This window comes from Nocardioides sp. NPDC127514, assembly GCF_040302125.1.
GTDB lineage: Bacteria > Actinomycetota > Actinomycetes > Propionibacteriales > Nocardioidaceae > Nocardioides.
On the sequence record NZ_JBEORF010000017.1, the window covers coordinates 96,221 to 116,163 of the forward strand.

General features: G+C 70.0%; 19 protein-coding genes and 1 pseudogene. 17 read left to right on the forward strand and 3 right to left on the reverse strand.

Features of this window, described 5'->3' with window-relative positions:
• Nucleotides 1-109: 109 nt before the first annotated feature.
• Nucleotides 110-1,156: a class I SAM-dependent methyltransferase gene (locus ABTX24_RS15115; RefSeq protein WP_350840679.1), complete on the reverse strand. Its 1,047-nt coding sequence runs from the start codon at nt 1,154-1,156 to the stop codon at nt 110-112.
• A 196-nt stretch (nt 1,157-1,352) separates the two neighbouring features.
• Between ABTX24_RS15115 and ABTX24_RS15120 the strand changes: the two genes are divergently transcribed.
• From ABTX24_RS15120 to ABTX24_RS15155, 8 genes are all read left to right on the forward strand, one after another.
• Nucleotides 1,353-1,691 (forward strand): P-II family nitrogen regulator, encoded by a 339-nt coding sequence (locus ABTX24_RS15120; RefSeq protein WP_141803747.1) that lies wholly within the window; start codon nt 1,353-1,355, stop codon nt 1,689-1,691.
• Between the two features lie 49 nt (nt 1,692-1,740).
• On the forward strand, nt 1,741-2,079 hold the full coding sequence (locus tag ABTX24_RS15125) for a P-II family nitrogen regulator (RefSeq protein WP_008363338.1): 339 nt from the start codon (nt 1,741-1,743) through the stop codon (nt 2,077-2,079).
• Between the two features lie 20 nt (nt 2,080-2,099).
• Entirely contained in the window at nt 2,100-4,313 is a 2,214-nt protein-coding gene (locus ABTX24_RS15130; RefSeq protein ID WP_350840681.1) for a [protein-PII] uridylyltransferase, read from the forward strand.
• Nucleotides 4,314-4,416: 103 nt separating this feature from the next.
• Nucleotides 4,417-5,979, forward strand: coding sequence for a signal recognition particle protein (gene ffh / locus ABTX24_RS15135; protein WP_160024488.1), 1,563 nt, complete (start codon nt 4,417-4,419; stop codon nt 5,977-5,979).
• Nucleotides 5,980-5,992: 13 nt separating this feature from the next.
• Nucleotides 5,993-6,355 (forward strand): NYN domain-containing protein, encoded by a 363-nt coding sequence (locus tag ABTX24_RS15140; RefSeq protein WP_350719060.1) that lies wholly within the window; start codon nt 5,993-5,995, stop codon nt 6,353-6,355.
• Between the two features lie 131 nt (nt 6,356-6,486).
• Nucleotides 6,487-8,484, forward strand: coding sequence for a glycoside hydrolase family 3 protein (locus ABTX24_RS15145; protein WP_350840683.1), 1,998 nt, complete (start codon nt 6,487-6,489; stop codon nt 8,482-8,484).
• Between the two features lie 78 nt (nt 8,485-8,562).
• Complete coding sequence (locus ABTX24_RS15150) at nt 8,563-10,263, forward strand: FHA domain-containing protein (RefSeq protein ID WP_350840685.1); 1,701 nt, start codon at nt 8,563-8,565, stop codon at nt 10,261-10,263.
• A 14-nt stretch (nt 10,264-10,277) separates the two neighbouring features.
• Entirely contained in the window at nt 10,278-11,348 is a 1,071-nt protein-coding gene (locus ABTX24_RS15155; RefSeq protein WP_350840687.1) for an amidohydrolase family protein, read from the forward strand.
• On the opposite strand, the gene ABTX24_RS15160 is transcribed toward ABTX24_RS15155, so the two are convergent.
• Nucleotides 11,345-11,989, reverse strand: coding sequence for a hypothetical protein (locus tag ABTX24_RS15160; protein WP_350840689.1), 645 nt, complete (start codon nt 11,987-11,989; stop codon nt 11,345-11,347). The two genes, ABTX24_RS15155 and ABTX24_RS15160, sit on opposite strands and share 4 nt — an antisense overlap.
• 253 nt (nt 11,990-12,242) lie before the next feature.
• Here ABTX24_RS15160 and rpsP point away from each other — a divergent pair, with 253 nt between their 5' ends.
• The 6 genes and pseudogenes from rpsP (at nt 12,243) to ABTX24_RS15190 (ending at nt 16,297) form a co-directional block, all read left to right on the forward strand.
• Nucleotides 12,243-12,725 carry a 30S ribosomal protein S16 gene (rpsP, locus tag ABTX24_RS15165; RefSeq protein WP_160024482.1) on the forward strand — a complete coding sequence of 161 codons (483 nt, stop codon included), beginning with the start codon at nt 12,243-12,245 and terminating at the stop codon, nt 12,723-12,725.
• Nucleotides 12,726-12,730: 5 nt separating this feature from the next.
• Nucleotides 12,731-12,973, forward strand: a complete 243-nt coding sequence (locus ABTX24_RS15170) for an RNA-binding protein (protein WP_008363327.1) — start codon at nt 12,731-12,733, stop codon at nt 12,971-12,973.
• Between the two features lie 216 nt (nt 12,974-13,189).
• Nucleotides 13,190-13,750 carry a ribosome maturation factor RimM gene (gene rimM, locus ABTX24_RS15175; protein WP_201451068.1) on the forward strand — a complete coding sequence of 187 codons (561 nt, stop codon included), beginning with the start codon at nt 13,190-13,192 and terminating at the stop codon, nt 13,748-13,750.
• Nucleotides 13,747-14,415 (forward strand): annotated as a pseudogene (gene trmD, locus ABTX24_RS15180) (tRNA (guanosine(37)-N1)-methyltransferase TrmD); the annotation flags it as partial. The gene rimM and the pseudogene trmD, both read left to right, overlap by 4 nt.
• A 102-nt stretch (nt 14,416-14,517) precedes the next feature.
• Nucleotides 14,518-14,904 (forward strand): GNAT family N-acetyltransferase, encoded by a 387-nt coding sequence (locus ABTX24_RS15185; protein WP_350840725.1) that lies wholly within the window; start codon nt 14,518-14,520, stop codon nt 14,902-14,904.
• A 133-nt stretch (nt 14,905-15,037) separates the two neighbouring features.
• Nucleotides 15,038-16,297, forward strand: a complete 1,260-nt coding sequence (locus ABTX24_RS15190; RefSeq protein ID WP_350840691.1) for an ammonium transporter — start codon at nt 15,038-15,040, stop codon at nt 16,295-16,297.
• Between the two features lie 74 nt (nt 16,298-16,371).
• On the opposite strand, the gene ABTX24_RS15195 is transcribed toward ABTX24_RS15190, so the two are convergent.
• A complete protein-coding gene (locus ABTX24_RS15195) occupies nt 16,372-17,583 on the reverse strand; it encodes a Fic family protein (RefSeq protein WP_350840693.1) in 1,212 nt (403 codons plus the stop codon).
• 278 nt (nt 17,584-17,861) lie between these two features.
• Here ABTX24_RS15195 and rplS point away from each other — a divergent pair, with 278 nt between their 5' ends.
• The 3 genes from rplS to rnhB all read left to right on the forward strand — a co-directional run bounded on the left by rplS (nt 17,862) and on the right by rnhB (nt 19,943).
• Nucleotides 17,862-18,212 (forward strand): 50S ribosomal protein L19, encoded by a 351-nt coding sequence (gene rplS, locus ABTX24_RS15200; RefSeq protein WP_091050100.1) that lies wholly within the window; start codon nt 17,862-17,864, stop codon nt 18,210-18,212.
• Nucleotides 18,213-18,351: 139 nt separating this feature from the next.
• Nucleotides 18,352-19,254, forward strand: a complete 903-nt coding sequence (lepB, locus tag ABTX24_RS15205) for a signal peptidase I (protein ID WP_160024478.1) — start codon at nt 18,352-18,354, stop codon at nt 19,252-19,254.
• A complete protein-coding gene (rnhB, locus tag ABTX24_RS15210; protein ID WP_350719074.1) occupies nt 19,251-19,943 on the forward strand; it encodes a ribonuclease HII in 693 nt (230 codons plus the stop codon). The genes lepB and rnhB overlap by 4 nt, the downstream gene beginning before the upstream one ends.

The following is a 19,943-nucleotide window of genomic DNA, read 5'->3' on the forward strand; positions in this document are numbered from 1 at the left end:
CCGGACGAGTCGCCGAGTCGGCGCGTTATGACGAGCCGACTCGGCGACGGACTTGGTCAGAACGAGCCGACTCGGCCGGGATGTTGGTCAGAACGAGCCGACTCGGCGGTCAGCCTTGGGCTGCGCGGCGGAGGCGGCGTACGACTCGTCGGCCGAAGTTCCGCACCGGGTGGCGGGTGGCGTAGGTCAGGTCGGCCTCGAGGCCTGCTACCTTGCCGCGCAGCCGCTCGATGCGCTCGCGGCGGCGCCGGTTGACCTCGCGGGCCTCGCGCAGCTGCTTGGACAGGGTGCCGACCCGGGCCTGGGCGGAGTTGGCGGAGGCCTGGATGCCGAGGATGTGGTCGCGGGTGGCCAGCCGGGATCGGGTGACCTCCTCGAACCTCTGGGTGTGTACGTCGCGGAGCCGGACCTCGTCGGCCGGGGCGGCCTGGACGAGCTCGGGAGCGGCCGGTGCGACCTCGCCGTCGGCGAGCGGCCGGGCGGCCAGCTGGAACTGGTAGACCAGCGCGTCGGGCTGCTGGCGCACCCACTCCACGGCCACCTCGGGGAGCAGGCCGGGGTCGACGGAGACCTCGACGTTGAGCGGGTCGGCCGTGGTGCCGCGCAGGTCCTCGACCGCGTAGCCCGCCTCGGTGAAGAGCTGCAGCAGCCCCTCGCGTGAGTAGAACTTGATGTGGGTGCGGTCCAGGAGACCGGTGTCGGTGGTCTGCCAGCGGCCCTGGAGCAGGGCGAGACGGACCGAGCCGTGGGTGACATTGGGGATCGAGATGACCACCTGGCCGCCGGGGGCGAGCAGGTCACGGGCCTGCTCGAGCGCCGCCCGCGGGTCGACGAGGTGCTCGAGGACGTCGGCGAAGATCACCACGTCGAAGGAGCCGGGCTCGACGATCTCGGTCAGCGGGGTCGCGTCGAGGTCGGCGACGACCACCCGCTCCAGGACCTTCTCGGCCAGGCTCGCCGCCTCCAGGTCGATCTCGATGCCGGTGACGGTGCAGCCGCGCTCGGTGAGGATCCGGCCGATCTCACCGGTCCAGCAGCCGACGTCGAGGACCCGCTTCCCACTGCCCGCCGAGACGGCGGACTCAGCCAGGTCGATGACCTGCACATGGCTGGTGTTGCGGTGATCGAGGTCGATCTCGACGGCGTAGTGCGACATGCGACGAGGGTAGCGACCTTTGGTGGCGCCGCGCGGGTCCGGCACGGGTGATTTACGGGCTGTTTCGACGCTTCGGCGACGTACGGTGAAATGGTCTGTTACACAGTGGAAACAGATGCTTCGGGGTGTCGAAACGTCCCCGGGTGAAGGTGGCGGCGAAGATGACAGGATCAAGGACCTCTGGAGGCGCCCTCTCGTGAAGCTCGTGACCGCAGTGATCAAGCCCCATAAGTGGGAGGACGTGCGCGAGGCCCTCGAGGCCTTCGGCGTGACCGGCATGACCGTCTCCGAAGTCTCCGGCTACGGCCGGCAGAAGGGTCACACCGAGGTCTACCGCGGCGCCGAGTACGACATCGCCCTGGTGCCGAAGATCCGCATCGAGATCGTCGTGGAGGACGAGGATGCCGCGGACGTCGTCGGGATCGTCGTGAAGACCGCACAGACCGGACGGATCGGCGACGGGAAGGTCTGGCTCAGCCCGATCGAGTCCGTCGTCCGTGTTCGGACCGGTGCACGTGATGCCGAGGCGCTCTGACTAGGCTTCGTCCGAGTGCCGGTCCATCGAATCCCACCGGAGGAGAGAAATGAAGCTCGTCACCGCAGTGATCAAACCCCACAAGTGGGAGGACGTTCGCGTCGCCCTCGAAGCTGTCGGTGTCACCGGCATGACCGTCTCCGAGGTCTCCGGCTACGGCCGGCAGAAGGGTCACACCGAGGTCTACCGCGGCGCTGAGTACGACGTCGCTCTGGTGCCGAAGATCCGCATCGAGATCGCCGTGCCCGACGAGGAGGTCGAGTCGGTGGTCAGCGCCATCGAGACCTCGGCGAAGACCGAGCGCATCGGTGACGGCAAGGTCTGGGTCTCCCCGTTGGAGACCATCGTGCGGGTCCGCACCGGCGACCGCGACGACGCCGCGATCTGAATCCATGAAGGAGGTTGCGCGTGACCGCTGAGGGCCGGGCGGCGCGCACAGCCGAGGCAGACGAGCAGTGCGCCAAGGCGTACGCCGCAGCGGGCGGCCCCGAGGTCGGGGTCGCCCTCGTCGCGGTCGGAGGATACGGGCGCGGGGAGCTCGCACCGTTCTCCGACTGGGACGTGGTCCTGGTGCACGACGATGCCGTCTCGCCGGGTTCGGTGGCCGAGCAGGTCTGGTATCCGCTCTGGGACACCGCGCCCAAGCTCGACCACTCGGTGCGGTCGTTCTCGGAGATGCTCTCCTCCTCGACGGGTGACCTCCGGGTCGCCCTCGGGCTGCTCGACATCCGGCACCTGGCCGGCGACCGCGGGCTGGTGCTGCGGCTGCGTACGACGATGCTGGCGCACTGGCGCAAGCACGCCCGGGCCCTGCTGCCCGAGCTGAGGACGATGAGCGTGGAGCGACACCGGCGTGCCGGTGAGCTCGCGCACGCCTCGGTGCCGGACCTGAAGGAGATGTACGGCGGGCTGCGGGACGCGGTCGTGATCAAGGCGATCGTGGCGACCTGGCTGGTCGACGTGCCCGCGGTCGACCTGGAGAAGTCGCGCCGCGCCCTGCTCGATGTCCGTGATCTCGTGCAGGAGATCGGCGGGCGGGCCACCGACCGGGTCGTGCCGGAGATGTGGGACCAGCTCGCCGAGCGGCTCGAGCTGGCCGACGCCCGCACGGCACAGGCCCACGTACGCACCATCGGCCGCCGCCTCACCCATCTCTCCCGTCTGGCCTGGCGGCGGGTCGACGGCGTCCTGGAACGCTCGCGGCCCGGAGCCCCGCGCCGCCCGCGGCTCGCGCCGCTCGGCAACGGACTGGCGCTCGCCTCGGGCGAGGTGGTGCTGGTGCCGGGAGCCCGTCCGTCGCGGGACCCGCTGATGCTGCTGCGCGCCTCGGCGCTCGCCGCCGAGCACGGGGTCGCGCTGGCGCCGCCGACCGCCGCGCGACTGGCCCGGGACACCCCGGCGCTGGCCGAGCCGTGGCCGGAGGAGGCTCGGCATCTCTTCGTACGGCTCCTGGGTGCCGGACGCGGGCTGCTCGCGGTCTGGGAGACGCTGGAGGAGACCGGCGCGGTCTCCCGGATCCTGCCCGAGTGGGAGCGGATCCGGCTCCTCCCGCACGCCTCGATCATCCACCGTTTCACCGTCGACCGGCACACCATCGAGACCTGCATCGAGGCGGTCGCGCTGCTGCCGCGCGTGGCCAGACCCGATGTGCTGCTGGTCGCGGCGCTGCTCCACGACATCGGCAAGGGGTCGCTGACCGAGCACAGCGTCGCGGGAGAGCCGATCGCCCGCCGGATCGCCTCCCGGATGGGCTTTCCGGAGGAGGAGGTCGACCTGATCTCGCAGCTGGTGCGCTGGCACCTGCTGCTCTCCACGACCGCGACCACCCGCGACCCGGACGACCCGGCGACCGTCGACCTGGTGGTGGACACGATGGGCGATGCCGAGGCGCTCGCCCTGCTCACCGCGCTCACCGAGGCCGATGCCCGGGCGACCAGCACCCAGGCATGGAGCACCTGGCGGGCCCGCCTCATCCTCGACCTCGCCCGCCGGGCCGCGCGGGTCCTCGACACCGGCGTCGCCGCGGGGGAGCGGCCGCAGGCCGCGGTGGAGATCCCCGAGAGCGTACGTTCGGGCTCGACCTCCTTCCGCGCCGAGCCGCTCGCCGACGGCGCCCGGGTGTGGGTGATCGCGCCCGACCGGCTCGGCCTGCTCGCCGACCTGGCCGCGACCTTCGCGGTCGCGCGGCTGCCGGTCAGAGCGTGTCGTGCCTGGCAGCAGGGCGGTTTCGGGGTCAGCGTGTGGGATCTCGACGACTCCTATGTGGACGCCGCGGTGCTGCGCACGCGCTTCGCCGCCATCACCGAGGGCCGCCTCGACCCGGCGACCCGGCTGGCCCCGAGCGCGGCCGCGCGGGGGAGCGAGCCCTCGGTCGTCGTACGTCCCGAGGCATCCAGCAAGGCCACCGTCCTCGAGGTGCGCACCGTCGACCGTCCCGGCGTCGTCTACACCGTCGCCGTCGCGCTGGCGCGGATGGAGATCGCGGTCCGCTCCGCCCACATCTCCACCCTCGGCCCGCAGGCCGTCGACGTCTTCTACCTCCAGGAGGCCTCGGCCGGAGCCCTCGCCGAGCACCGGGCGGCCGAGGCGGCCCACGCGGTCCGCGCGGCCCTCGAATGCTGACCGAGGTATCTCGGTCAGCATCCCGCACGCACCCGCCGGATATCACGCCACGTACAACAGTTCGTTAGGCTTGGCAGGACAACCACTCTGCTGAAGGACCGCCTTGTTCGCCACGCTCTCCGACCGGCTCGCCACGACGTTCAAGAACATTCGGGGCAAGGGCCGCCTCACCGATGCCGACATCGACGCCACCGCTCGCGAGATCCGCATCGCGCTGCTCGAGGCCGACGTCGCGCTGCCGGTGGTGCGCGAGTTCGTCGCCCGGGTCAAGGAGCGGGCCCGCGGCGAGGAGGTCAGCCAGGCGCTGAACCCCGCCCAGCAGATCGTCAAGATCGTCAACGACGAGCTGGTCACGATCCTGGGCGGCGAGACCCGCCGGCTCCGCTACGCCAAGACCGGCCCGACCGTCATCATGCTCGCGGGTCTGCAGGGTGCCGGTAAGACCACCCTGGCCGCGAAGCTCGCGCTGTGGCTGAAGGAGCAGGGCAAGGCGCCGCTGCTGGTGGCCGCCGACCTGCAGCGGCCCAACGCGGTCAACCAGCTCCAGGTCAACGGTGAGCGCGTCGGCGTCCCGGTCTACGCGCCCCAGCCCGGAAACGGTGTCGGCAACCCGGTCGACGTGGCCCGCGACGCCGTCGAGGAGGCCAAGCGCAAGCTCCACGACGTGGTCATCGTCGACACCGCCGGCCGCCTCGGCATCGACGAGGAGCTGATGAAGCAGGCCGCCGACATCAAGGCGGCGGTCAACCCCGACGAGGTCCTCTTCGTCGTCGACGCGATGATCGGTCAGGACGCGGTCAACACCGCGCAGGCCTTCCTCGACGGCGTCGGCTACGACGGCGTGGTCCTCACCAAGCTCGACGGTGACGCCCGCGGTGGTGCGGCGCTCTCCATCGTCCAGATCACCGGCAAGCCGGTCATGTTCGCCTCCAACGGCGAGAAGATGACCGACTTCGACCTGTTCCACCCCGACCGGATGGCCGGCCGCATCCTCGACATGGGCGACATGCTCACCCTGATCGAGCAGGCCGAGAAGACCTTCGACCAGGGGCAGGCCGAGAAGGACGCGGCCAAGATCGCGACCGGCGAGTTCACGCTCGAGGACTTCCTCAAGCAGATGCAGCAGCTGCGCAAGCTCGGCTCGATGTCGAAGCTGATGGGCATGCTGCCGGGCATGGGCCAGTTCCGTGAGCAGCTCGACAACTTCGACGAGCGCGAGATCGACCGGATCCAGGCGATCATCCAGTCGATGACCCCGGCCGAGCGCGCCAACCCGAAGATCCTCGACGGCTCCCGCCGCGCCCGCATCGCGAAGGGATCGGGCCGCCAGGTCTCCGACGTCAACCAGCTCATCCAGCGCTTCACCGAGGCGTCGAAGATGATGAAGCAGCTCGCCTCCGGCGGCGGCATGCCCGGGATGCCCGGCGCGCCCGGTGCCGGCTTCGGCAAGCGCGCTGGGGCCAAGCAGGTGGCCCAGAAGAAGAAGGGCAAGGGCGCGCGCAAGTCCGGCAACCCCGCCAAGGCCGCCCAGCAGGCGAAGGCGGAGGCCGAGAAGAAGCCGGCCGCAGCCAACCCGTTCGGCACGCCGGGTGGCGAGGAGATCGACTACGAGAAGGCCGCCGCCGAGCTCAACCTGCCCTCGGACTTCTCCAAGTTCCTCAAGTAAGCGGCCCCTCCAGGTGAGCACGGTGCTCGTCGTCGACGGCGCCAACGTCGTCGGCGCCCGCCCGGACGGCTGGTGGAAGGACCGCGCCGGCGCGGCGCGCCGGCTGCACGAGGCGCTGCTCGTCGCCGATCTCCCGCAGGACCGGATCGTCCTGGTCCTGGAGGGACAGGCCAAGGGCGGCGTACGTCCGGGCAGGGACGCCCACGTGCATACGGTCCATGCGCCCAAGGACGGCGACGCCGCGATCGTCGGTGTCGTCCGGGAGGCGCTGGAGAAGGGTGACCGGGTGACGCTGGTGACCGCCGACCGGCTGCTGCAGGCTCGTTGTGGCGGTGCCACGGCCCTGGGACCGTCCTGGTTGCTTGACCAGATCTGAGGAAATTCACGGGGTTACGCGTGCGTAGCCATTGACCGCTGTTGTGATCGCCGTCACGCTGGGAGCGCTCTCACGAGCCGCGGCACCCCAACGCCGAGGTGCCGACAGATCACTCTCAGGAGGCCTGTCCCGTGCGATCACACAGACAGCGCGGCGCGATCGGCGGAGCCTCGGCTCTCGCCGGCCTGCTCTGCGCCACGCTCCTCGTAGCCCCAGCGTCCACCGCAGCGTCACCCACCGTGTCCACCGATGCGCTCACGCGCTCGGACCACGCGCTGCCCTACAAGAACCCACGCCTCGCCACCAAGACCCGAGTCGCCGACCTGCTCGCCCGGATGACGCTGGCCGAGAAGGTCGGTCAGATGGCCCAGGCCGAGCGAGCCGACGTCGCCGCGAACCCCGGCCAGATCGCCGAGCTCGGGCTCGGCAGCGTACTCTCCGGCGGCGGCTCGACCCCCGCCGAGAACACCCCGGAGGCCTGGGCCGACACGGTCGACGCCTTCCAGGAGCAGGCGCTCTCGACGCGGCTGGGGATCCCGCTCCTCTACGGCGTTGATGCGGTCCACGGTCACGGCAACCTCAACGGCGCGACCGTGTTCCCGCACAACATCGGCCTCGGCGCGACCCGTGACCCGAAGCTCGCCGAGCGGATCGGGCACATCACCGCGGAGGAGACTCGCGCCTCCGGGCCGCAGTGGAACTTCGCCCCGTGCATCTGCGTCGCCCGCGACGACCGGTGGGGGAGGACGTACGAGTCCTTCGGGGAGAACCCGAAGCTCGCCGCCCAGATGGCGCAGATGATCGAGGGGCTCCAGGGCGACAAGGGTGAGCTCGACGACCCCGACCGCGTCCTGGCCACCGCCAAGCACTTCGCCGGCGACGGCTTCACGACCTTCGGCACCGGCGAGGGCGACTACACCATCGACCAGGGCATCACCCAGGCCTCGCGCGCCGAGTTCGAGAAGCTGGCGCTCTCGCCGTACGTCACCGCCATCAAGAAGCACGACGTCGGCTCGGTGATGCCGTCCTTCTCCAGCGTCGACTGGACCGAGGACGGTCTCGGCAACCCGCTCAAGATGCACGCCCACGAGGAGCTCGTCACCGGCTGGCTCAAGGAGAAGCAGGGCTTCGACGGCCTGGTGATCTCCGACTGGCGGGCGATCCACCAGATCCCGGGGACGTACACCGAGCAGGTCGCCATCTCCGTCAACGCCGGCGTCGACATGTTCATGGAGCCGTTCTCCGGTGACACCGTCGGCTACCCGCAGTTCATCGAGACGCTGACCGCCGCGGTCGAGGACGGCGCCGTCCCGATGGCCCGCATCGACGACGCGGTCTCCCGGATCCTGACCGCCAAGTTCGACCTCGGCCTCTTCGAGAAGCCGTTCACCGACCGGCGCAACATCGACGAGATCGGCAGCGCCGCCCACCGTCGCGTGGCGCGCGAGGCGGTCGCGAAGTCGCAGGTCCTGCTCCGGAACAGGCACGCGCTCCCGCTCTCGGGCGGCGACGACGTCTACGTCGCGGGCAGCAAGGCCGACAGCATCGGCGACCAGGCCGGCGGCTGGACGATCACCTGGCAGGGCAACTCGACCCACCAGATCCCCGGCGACACGATCCTCGACGGCATCGAGTCCGCGGCCCGCGGCGAGGTGACCCACTCGCCCGACGCCTCCGCGCCGGTCCCGGCCGGGGCGCACGGTGTCGTGGTCGTCGGCGAGCACCCGTACGCCGAGGGCTTCGGTGACATCGGCGGGCCCCGCTGGGGCTACGACCCGGGCGAGGGCGGCGTGCAGCGGCCCGCGCTGACGATGCACCTCAGCGACGCCGACACCGCGGCGATCGAGACGGTCTGCGCGGCCGCCGCGACCTGCACGGTGCTCGTCGTCTCCGGGCGACCGATGATCATCCCGCCGGAGCTGCTCGGGCAGATCGACGCCCTGGTCGCCTCCTGGCTCCCGGGCAGCGAGGGCAAGGGCGTCGCCGACGTGCTCTTCGGCAAGCGTCCGTTCACCGGGAAGCTCCCGGTGACGTGGCCCCGCTCGATCGACCAGGAGCCGATCAACATCGGGGATTCCGACTATGACCCGCTGTTTGCCTACGGACACGGCCTGAAGACTCGCCGATAGCGAAAAGGCCCGGTCCGAGTTCTGCGAATCCTCGATTCGCGACGCTTGGATCGGGCCATTTCGGTGCATGATTCGTGCATGCAGACGCTACGCGTAGACGTATCGGGACGTGCGCTCAGCTTCCCGCCCGACAAGATCGTCCGAATAGGGCGTTCGATTGATGCCGACGTGGTGCTCTCGTCCTCCTCGGTCTCCCGCGCTCACGCGGAGCTGCGCCCGGACCCGTCCGGGTGGAAGCTGGTCGACGTCGGCTCCGCCGGAGGGACGTACGTCTCCGGCAGCCGCGTCACGGAGGTGCCGTTGACCGGGGCGACCGAGATCCAGCTCGGCCCGGCGGGACCGGGCTCGACGATCACCGTCACCCTCGACGACGCGCCGGTCGCGGCGGGTGCACCGCGTGCCCAGGCGCCGGCGCCGCCGCCTCCGCCGGCGATGGCGGGCGCCACGGCGGCCCCGCCCTCCGGGGCGGCACCGGCGGCTCCGCCGCCGCCCGCCAATTTTCCGCCCCCGCCCCCGGCTCAGTCGGCGGACGACGGGATCTCGGAGATGACGATCGCGCCCGGGATGGCGCGGCCGGCCGCTCCCGGACAGCCGCCGACCGCGCCGACCGGACCCGACCTGCTGCTGGTCGCCGAGGGCAAGGAGCACCGCTTCCGCCACCCGGTCACGGTGACGATCGGCCGCGCGGCCGACAACTCGGTCGTGCTGGAGGACCAGGGCGTCTCGCGCCAGCACGCCCGGCTGGTGGCCACCCCCGGCGGCTGGACCTTCGAGAACGGCTCCCAGACGGGGTCGTTCCTCAAGGGGAAGCCGCTGGTCAGGGAGGAGATCGACGAGGAGACCGAGATCCGCCTCGGCCACCCGGTCGCGGGCGAGATCCTCAAGGTCATCCCGATCTACGCCGCCGAGGTCGAGGTCGCCCGGGCCGCGGCCAAGCGCCGCAACAAGCTGCTGCTGTGGGGCGGGATCGGCGCCGCGGCCGCGGTCGTGGTCATCGGACTGGTGGTCGCGATGTTCGTCGTGCCCGGCGGCGAGTCGGCCGCCCAGGACACCGGCCTGACCAAGGACGAGCTCAACAGCGCGCAGCGGGCCGCCGTCTGGATCACCTACGCGCCGACCGAGGACACCATCGCGATGGGATCCGGGTCGATCGTCACCGAGGACGGCAAGATCCTCACCAACGCCCACGTCGCCGACCCGGCGAAGATCCCGGAGTACGCCGCCAAGGGCGAGGTCTCGCCCGAGGTCGTCAACATCCACCTCACGGACCCGGCCGAGGGCTACAAGGTCGGCGAGCCCGACTACATCGCCAAGGTCATCGAGTCCGACGGCGAGGTCGACAGCGCGGTCGTGCAGATCATCGCCGACGGCGAGGGCAACCCGGTGAACCCGTCCTCGCTGGACCTGCCGACGATCTCGCTCGGCGACTCCAACGCGGTCGACCGCGGTGACTTCATCGCCACGATCGGCTTCCCGATGCTGCCGAAGGAGAGCTTCGCCGACAAGGAGGGTGTGCTCTTCCAGCCGCCGACCGTCGCGGAGGGCAACGTGGCGACGATCCTCTCCTTCGAGGGCGAGGAGCGGGCCGTCTTCGACGTCACCGCTCGGATCTCCAGCGGCAACTCCGGGGGCGCCGCGGTCAACGACGACGGTGAGCTCGTCGGCGTACCGACCTCCATCGGGTGGGACGAGAGCAACGTCGTCACCGGCCAGGTCATCCCGCTCGCCCAGCACTTCCCGATCCTCGAGGCCGCCGGCGTGAAGGTGCCGGGCAACTAGGTAACCTGCGTCACATGACTGCTCTGCGCTTCTCCGGCCCGGTCCTTCCCGATGGAGAGGTGCGGGACCTCTACGTCCTCGACGGCCGCATCACCTACGAGCGGCCGTCGGGGGCGGAGACCGGCGCATCGGGCTGGATCGTCCCGGGTCTCGTCGACGCCCACTGCCACATCGGGCTCGGTCCCGACGGCGCCGTAGACCAGGAGACCGCCGAGGCGCAGGCGATCGCCGACCGCGACGCCGGCGCGCTGCTCCTGCGCGACGCCGGCTCCGCCGCCGACACCCGCTGGGTGCAGACCCGCGACGACCTGCCCCGGCTGATCCGCGCCGGCCGCCACATCGGACGTACGAAGCGCTACATGCGCAACTACGCCGACGAGGTCGAGCCCGACGGTCTGGCCGAGGCCGTCGAGCGGCAGGCCCGCTCCGGTGACGGCTGGGTCAAGCTCGTCGGCGACTGGATCGACCGTGCCGAGGGAGACCTGAAGCCGTCCTTCCCGGCGGAGTCGTTCGCCGAGGCGATCAAGGTGGCCCACGACAACGACGCGCGGGTCACGGCGCACTGCTTCGGCCACGAGGTCCTGCCCGGCCTGATCGAGGGCGGGATCGACTGCATCGAGCACGGCACCGGATTGACCCCGGACCTCGTCGAGGCCATGGCCGAGCAGGGCACCGCGCTGGTCCCCACCGTCGCCCAGCTGGAGATCTTCCCCGACCTGGCCGCCGCCGCGGCACCCAAGTTCCCGACGTACGCCGCCACCATGGAGGACCTCTACGCGCGCCGTCGCGAGACGATCATGAGCGCCTACGAGGCAGGGGTCGCCCTCTACGCGGGCTCCGACGGTGCGGGAGACCAGCTGCACGGCGTACTCCCGACCGAGGTGCTCGCCATGCACCGGCTCGGCCTGCCAGCCGACGTCGTCCTCGGCGCCGCCTCCTGGCGCGCCCGGGAGTGGCTCGGCCACAACCCCGGGCTCGCCGAGGGCGATCCCGCCGACTTCGTCGTCTACGACACCAACCCCCTCGACGACCTCACCGTCCTCGGCCGTCCGACCGCCGTCGTGCTCCGGGGAGTCGTCTACTAGACAGAGCGGGCGGGGTCGAACAGCCGTCGATCGCGTCCGGCGCGGACCCAGTCGATGAGCATCGCGGTGGACAGGACGAACCCGGCGAAGGTCAGCGCCACGCCGCAGAGCATGCCGAGCCCGTTGTCCAGCGCGAGTTGCGGGCCGTAGCTGCCCTGCGCCGGCGTGATACGAGCCGGGCGGTCCTCGCTCACCGGCGATGTGCAGGTGACCCGGAGGCGCCCGGAGCCGGCGTCGAAATGGAAGCCGATGTATTCGCCTGTCTCCTCGGACCATCCCGCTGTGCCCGGCTTCGGGGGTAGTTGGATCAAGCCTCGCGAGGAGTCGACGATCGTGCATGACGCGTTCCAGGAGCGGAACGGCGGTTCGTTCTCAGGGTCGTCCCTGCTGGGGAGGGTGAGGAGCGCGCCCATACCCGGCTCGATCAGGACGTCGTGCGGTGCGCCGTCGATCGGGATGTTCGCCCGGATGGGATCCGCCGTCACGAACGGAAGGAACAAGGTCATGAAGAGTGCGAGCCCACCGGCCAAGACCGCGACGCCGATGACGCCGGCCAACGCCTTGCCCCGATGGAACACCTCGGGGGTCCCCTGAGGTGAGGACGGACGCGGGTAGGGGGTGAGGGCATCCCGCTGAGACATGCGGCAGAGTATCCAGGTGGGACGGCGTCGTGGACGTGCTTTTCGACCACTGAGGCGCCCACCGCGTGAGGAGACGTGCGCTGCGTACGGGAATTTCTTCCCGACCTGCAGGTCTGGCAAACTGGGGAGCGTGTCCTGTGCGCAGGGACCCTCTCACCCGGCGCTCAGTGCCCGCCGAAGTTGCCTGACGGGTGTCCCCACACCGACACGGGCCTCTTCACCCATATTCGATTCCAAAGGAATACCACCAACAGTGGCTGTCAAGATCCGCTTGAAGCGCCTGGGCAAGATCCGGGTTCCGCAGTACCGCATCGTCATCGTCGACTCGCGCAAGAAGCGCGACGGCGCTGTCATCGAGGAGATCGGTCTCTACCGTCCCAAGGAGGAGCCGAGCTTCATCCAGGTCGACTCCGAGCGCGCCCAGTACTGGCTCGGCGTCGGCGCCCAGCCGACCCCGGCTCTCGAGGCGATCCTCAAGGTGACCGGCGACTGGCAGAAGTTCAAGGGCCTCCCGGGCGCCGAGGGCACCCTCCGTGTCGCCCCGCCGAAGCCCGACAAGCTCGAGCTCTTCAACAAGGCCCTCGCCGAGGCTCACGCCTCCGCCGGCGCCGAGGCCGTGACGAAGAAGTCCGCCAAGAAGGCTGAGGAGCCCAAGGCCGAGGAGCCCAAGGCTGAGGAGCCGAAGGCCGAGGAGCCCAAGGCCGAGGAGACCCCGGCCGCCGAGGCCGAGGCCTGAGCAGCATGCTCGCCGAAGCTCTCGAGCACCTCGTCCGAGGAGTCGTCGACAACCCGGACGAGGTGAGCGTGCGCGACAAGCAGCTTCGTCGCGGCTCCGTCCTCGAGGTCCGGGTCCACCCCGACGACCTCGGCAAGGTGATCGGCCGCGGCGGCCGCACCGCCACCGCGTTCCGTACGGTCATCTCAGCGCTGGCCGGCAAGGGCGGCGCGCGGATCGACTTCGTCGATGTCGACGGCGGTCGCTGAGCACCGGCTGCACCAACTCACGACAGGCGCCATCCCCGTTGCGGGGGTGGCGCCTGTTGCTCATTTCGGAAGCCGGGCGCCGTGTAACACGTCGTTCGTAGTACTGCTCGCCCTATTGGAACGACCGTATAGTGCTACGAACAACGTGTTACAGCGAGCCGGCGGACCCACGTTGAGGAGTTCGGCCCGACGTACGCCACCCTCTAGGCTCACCTCGTGGAGTTGATCGAGGTGCTGGTCGGACGGATCGGCAAGCCGCATGGCATCCGGGGGTTCGTGACCGTCGAGGTGCGCACCGACGAGCCCGACCGGCGGTTCGCCGAGGGCACGGTGCTGCGGGCGCAGCCGCCGAAGGGATCGGCGTACGCCGCCAAGCAGCTGACCGTGGAGGGCGCCCGTTGGCACGGGCAGGTGCTCCAGGTCGCCTTCGAGGAGATCACCGACCGCAACGAGGCCGAGGCCGCTCGCGGGACGCTGCTCTTCGCCGACGTCCCGGCCGAGGAGACTCCCGAGGATCCCGACGAGTACTACGACCATCAGCTCGTCGGCCTGACCGCCTTCGACGAGGAAGGCCGCGAGCTGGGCACGGTGAAGGCGCTGGTCCACGGGGGAGCCCAGGACCTGCTGACGATCCGCACCCCGGACCGGCGCGACGCGCTGGTGCCGTTCGTGAAGGCGCTGGTGCCGGTCGTCGACCTCGCCGAGAAGAAGGTCGTCATCGCCGACCGCCCCGGCCTGGTCACGCCCTTCGCCGAGGACGAGGACGACGCCAGGTGAGGCTCGACTACCTCACCATCTTCCCCGACTACCTCGCGCCGCTCCGGCTGAGCCTGCCGGGCAAGGCGATCGAGTCGGGGCTGCTGGAGATGCACGTCCACGACGTACGCGACTGGACCCACGACCGCCACCGCACCGTCGACGACACGCCTTATGGCGGTGGCGCCGGGATGGTGATGAAGCCGGAGCCGTTCGGCGAGGCCTTCGATGAGCTGGCGATCGACGGTGCGACCGTGATCGTGACGACGCCGAGCGGTGAGCCGTTCACCCAGGCTCTGGCTCGCGACCTGTCGACCCGGGAAAGGCTGGTCTTCCTGCTCGGCCGCTACGAGGGCATCGACCAGCGCGTGCTCGACCACGCGGCCACCCGCGCCGAGGTCCGCGAGATCTCCCTGGGCGACTACGTGCTCAACGGGGGAGAGGTCGCTGCCATGGCGATCACCGAGGCCGTCGTACGCCTGCTCCCCGGGTTCATGGGCAACGCCGAGTCGCTGGTGGAGGAGTCCCACGAGGACGGCCTGCTGGAGTACCCGGTCTACACCAAGCCCGCCTCGTGGCGTGACCTCGAGGTCCCGAAGGTGCTGCTCAGCGGCGACCACAAGCGCATCGCGCAGTGGCGCCACGACCAGGCGGTCGCCCGGACCGCCGCACGCCGCCCCGACCTGCTCCACGCCTCCCAGGCAGCCACGGAGTGGGAGATCGTGCCCGCCGTACGCGCCGACGTCCCCGAGCTGCACACGCTGCAGCTCGCCTGCTGGGTGCAGGAGATGCACGACAACCCCGGCGTCGAGATCCCGCCGCTGCACGATTCGCTCGAGGACACCGCGCGTGCGTTGGAGACGCACGACGTCTACGTGGTCCGCTCAGCGGGGCGGCTGGTCGGCTCGGTCCGTGCCCGCCTCGAGGGCGACGTGTGGGAGATCGGACGGCTGATGACCGCCCCGGACCTCCAGGGGCGAGGTCTCGGGCGTCAACTGCTGGACCACATCCAGGCCATGGCCCCGGTGACCGCCACGACGTACTCCCTCTTCACCGGAGCGAAGAGCGAGCGGAACCAGAGGATCTACAAGAAGGCGGGCTTCCGGCTGCGCCGCGACCTCGACGCGCCGCCAGGAGCTGTGATCCTCACCAAACCCAGGCGAGCAAGTAGATAACAAGTCACATACATCAGTGGCCTGTTACGTGTCTGTAACATAAAGAGTTTGTTACCGAAACGAGGGCTCGACAGGATCCGGCGAAACGTGTGCTCGGCTCACGCGATCCGAACCCCGACCCTATGAGGTACGAATGACTACCGATCTTGCATGGCAGCTGCTGTGTACGGCACTCGTGCTCTTCATGACTCCTGGTCTTGCCTTCTTCTACGGCGGCCTCGTGAAGTCGAAGAGTGTCGTGTCGATGATGATGTTGAGCTTCGGCTCTCTCGGCCTGATCACCCTGCTGTGGGTGCTCTACGGCTTCAGCGGCATCGGAACCATCTCCGAGTCCGGCATCACGAACTTCTTCGGCAACCCGTTCCAGGACTTCGGTCTGACCAGCGCCTTCAGCGACCTGGTCACCGAGTTCGACGACGGTACGCCGGTCGAGGAGTCGACCAACTTCTTCGGCGGCCTCGCCTTCGGCGGCTCGTTCGCCATCATCACGGTGGCGCTGATCTCGGGTTCGATCGCCGACCGGGCGAAGTTCTGGCCGTGGCTGCTCTTCGCGGGCATCTGGGCGACCGTCGTCTACTTCCCGGGCCAGGCCTGGGTGTGGGCCCTCAACGCCGACGGTGACTACATCGGCTGGATCGGCAAGTGGGGCGCTCTCGACTGGGCCGGTGGCACGATCGTCCACCAGGCCGCCGGTGCCGCCGCGCTCGCGCTGGCGCTCGTCCTCGGTCAGCGCAAGGTCGGCTTCTCCAAGGAGGAGACGGCTGCTCACAACGTACCGCTGGTCCTGATCGGCACCGCGATCCTCTGGTTCGGCTGGTTCGGCTTCAACACCGGCGTCCCGGGCACCACCCAGGGCCAGACCACCCTGATCTTCCTCAACACCCTGATCGCCCCGGCCGCGGGTCTGATCGGCTGGATCATCGTGGAGAAGTTCAAGGACGGTAAGTCCACCGCCGTCGGCGCCGCCTCCGGTGTCGTCGCCGGTCTGGTCGCGATCACCCCGGCGTGTGCCCACATCGCGCCGATCTGGGCGATCCTCCTCGGCCTCCTCGTCGGCGTGGTCTGCTGCCTCGCCGTCGAGCTGAAGTGGAAGCTCGGCTTCGACGACACCCTCGACGTCGTCGGCATCCACCTGGTCGCCGGTTTCATCGGCTGCGCCTACCTCGGGTTCTTCGCCCAGGTCGGCGGTACCGGCCTCTTCTTCGGCGGCGGCATCGACCAGCTCGTGAAGCAGGTCGGCTCCTCGGTCGCCGTGATCGCCTTCGCGTTCATCGTCGCCTACGTGGTCGGCCTGGCGATCGAGAAGACGATCGGCTTCCGCGCCAAGGAGGAGGACGAGGTCGCCGGTATCGACCTCGCCATCCACGAGCCCGGTTACCAAGAGGTCGGCTGACCTCTTCAGGTTCCACGAGGCCCGTCCCGGTTCGCCGGGGCGGGCCTCGCGGCCTACCGGCCGGATGAACAGCCTCAGCGCGGTCCGTACGGAAGCTGCCTGGCCTGGTGCTGGATGCGGGCGCTGAGGTCCTCGACCTCGGCCAGGACCGCCGGTGCGACCCACACGGGGGAGCGACGGGTGCGCTTGGCGCGGGTGAGGATCCCGGCCTGCTCCAGACCGTCGATCGTCTCGGTGGGGTCCTCGATCCCGAGGTTCTTGGTGACCAGCTCGGCGTTGAGGATGGGCTCCTCGGTGAGCAGGTCGAGAAGGCGGTACGCAGCAGACCCGGGCCGTGGGCCACCGGCTGCTTCGCCCCAGCCGCGCCGGATGCTCTCCAGCGTCTCTGCCGTCTTCCACGACTCGGTCGTCGCGATGGTCGTCGAGGCGGCGAGCATGGCGATGATCGTGGACGCGGTGCCGGCCCGGTAGTCGTTGAGGGCGGCGAAGTAGCGGTCGCGGTGGGCGACGAGCGCCGAGGCGATCGGGACGGCCAGGTGGCGCGAGGCGCGGCGTCGGCGGAGCACGGCGTGGATGAGGGCACGCCCGATCCGGCCGTTGCCGTCGATGAAGGGGTGGATCGACTCGAACTGGGCGTGCACGATCGCGGCCTGCGCGATGGGGGAGAGGTCGTCGCGGTTGGCGAACGCGACCAGGTCCTCGATGTAGTCGATGACCGTCTCCGGTGGCGGTGGTACGTGGAGGGTGTCGCGGGGCGCGTAGTCGGAGCCGCCGACCCAGTTCTGCACGACGCGGAACCTGCCGGCGTTGGCCGCCTCGTCGGGATGGCGTGCGAACAGGTCCCGGTGGGCGCGCAGGATCGCGTCGGAGGTGAGCTTGCGGGTCGTGTCGGCCTCGCTGATCAGCCGCTGCATCGCCTGGGTCGCGGATGCCATCGAGGTCGCCGAGGAGTTGGCGCCGATGCCGAGCAGGGCCCGGCCGTAGTCGGCCAGGCTGGCCTCGACGTGCTCGATCTTGGAGGAGTCGATCGCCTCGGTGCGCAGCTGCAGGTGGTTGAGCCCGTCCATCGTCCGGCCGTGGACCAGGTCGAGATGGCGGAGCGCGCCCGCGCTGGCGGTCGTCATCGCCGCCACCGGCCGCTCCAGCGCCAGGTCGAGGTCGGCGATGTGCGGCGGCAGCGCCACCGTGACCTCATGCAGCAGCCGGTCCACGCGCGGGCCGCGCGGGATCCGCTGCTTGTAGGGGAGCGTCACGTAGGTGTGCGGTGGCCAGTCGGTGTCGGTCACGGTGGCATCCTTGCATGCGGCACCAGTGCGCCGCGTACGTCTCCGCGCTCCGCTCGGTCGTCGCGATTCCCGGCGGTCCACGGCGCTGTGGCAGACTTGTGGGCCGGTCCAGTCGGCCGAAGCACGCTCCGAAGATGACACCCGGAGGTGTCGCGACGGGCTCCTGCCACAGGGGGAACCGTACGCCGCCGGCCAGCGTGGCTGGACCACCGCCAAAGATCGCCCTGACCAGGGCATGGATGACCGCGATCGGCCTGTGGCGAGCGTGAGGAGAAATGATGAGCAACGTACTCGCTGAGGTCGGCAACGCCTCCAAGCGCGACGACCTGCCGGAGTTCCGCGCCGGTGACACCGTCAAGGTTCACGTCAAGGTCGTCGAGGGCAACCGGTCCCGCGTCCAGGTCTTCCAGGGTGTCGTGATCCGCGTCCACGGTTCCGGCATCGGCCGCACCTTCACCGTCCGCAAGGTCTCCTTCGGCGTGGGTGTCGAGCGCACCTTCCCGCTGCACTCCCCGATCTTCGAGCAGATCGAGGTCGTCACCCGCGGTGACGTCCGTCGCGCGAAGCTCTACTACCTGCGCAACCTGCGCGGCAAGAAGGCGAAGATCAAGGAGCGCCGCGAGGCGTGAGCCGGCTGGGGCTCGATCGGCGGAGCGCAGCGACGCCCGATCTGCCCCAGACCGAGGCATGAGCCTCGGAGGTCTGAGGGTTTCCTGAGCATTGCGAGTCGATGAGGCTCGTTGTGGAGGGAGTCTCTAGACTCACCGCGTGACTTCGAACGACCGCGATCCTTCCGTCGGCGTCGGGCCCCAGGCCCGCTGGGACGGGCCCGAGATGGGGGGATCGCGGTCGTTCTCGTCTTCTCCTCAGGCCCCGCGCTGGGCCTCTGAGCAGCCGGGCCCGGCCAACGGCCCGCGCCGCGAGGAGGAGCACAAGCCCCGCCTGTCGGCCTGGCAGGAGGGCATCGTCCTGGTCGTGCTGGCCATCCTGGTCGCGATCGTCGTGAAGGCCCTGTTCGTGCAGGCCTTCTACATCCCCTCGGAGTCCATGGAGCCTGGGCTCCAGGGCGGACCGTCGGTGGCGACCGACGACCGGGTGCTGGTGGAGAAGCCGTCCTACTGGCTGTCGGGCACGCCGCAGCGCGGTGATGTCGTGGTCTTCTCCGACCCCGGCTCCTGGCTCGGTGTCGACGAGTCGGCCGGCCCCAGCAATCTCTTCGGCAAGGCGCTCGCGGTCATCGGTCTCTACCCCGAGGGCGGCCACCTGGTGAAGCGTGTCATCGGGGTGCCCGGAGACGTCATCGAGTGCTGCGACAAGCAGGGCCGGCTGATCGTCAACGGCGTCCCGATCGACGAGCCGTACGCCCGGCCCTCCGAGACCAAGTGCGGCCGCCCCAACAAGGAGGGCGAGTGCTTCGGGCCGATGCCCGGCAACCGCCACTGGGAGGCCGGTCCGGTGCCCGAGGGTTCGCTGTTCGTGATGGGTGACAACCGGGCCAACTCGGCCGACTCGACCGTCCACATGTGCACGGCCAACGAGACCGACTGCGCGCTGGTGCCCTGGGTGCCGGAGGACAACGTGGTCGGCAAGGTCGTAGCCTTGGGATGGCCGTTGGACCGGGCGAAGTGGATCCACCGGCCCGAGAGCTTCGAGGACGTGCCGTCACAGTGAGCAGTGCGCCAACCCTGCGCGTCGAGCGGTCGATGCTGCGCGACGGCGTCACCCATCTCGGTGCCGTCGACGAGGTGGGGCGCGGCGCGCTCTGCGGGCCGGTCTCGATCGGGATCGTGGTGATCTCGGCGGCGACCCGCACGGCACCCCAGGGCGTACGCGACTCCAAGCTGCTCACTCCAGAGGCTCGCGAGATGCTCGCGCCGAAGGTGCGCCGCTGGGCCGTCGACTCGGCTGTCGGGCACGCGCTGGCCTCCGAGATCGACGAGGTCGGGATCATGGCCGCGATGCGGCTGGCCGGTCAGCGAGCGTTGAGTGCCCTGGACGTACGTCCGGACGCGCTGCTGCTCGACGGCAACCACAACTACCTGACCCCGCCCGTGCAGGAGGGCCTCTTCGGAGAGGTCTCCCAGATGGTGGAGGAGGTCGAGGTGCCGCCGGTGACGACGATGATCAAGGCCGACATGAAGTGCGCCGCCGTCGCCGCCGCCTCGATCCTGGCGAAGACCTCGCGCGACGCGCTGATGGTCGCGCTCCACGACGAGTACCCCGACTACGCCTGGGCCGACAACAAGGGCTACTCCGCGCCCGCTCACATCGCCGCTCTGGAGCGCCTCGGGCCCTCGGCATATCACCGCCGCTCGTGGAGTCTTCCCGGCGCTTCGCCTGTGTTGGCTCTAGAGTCTTAG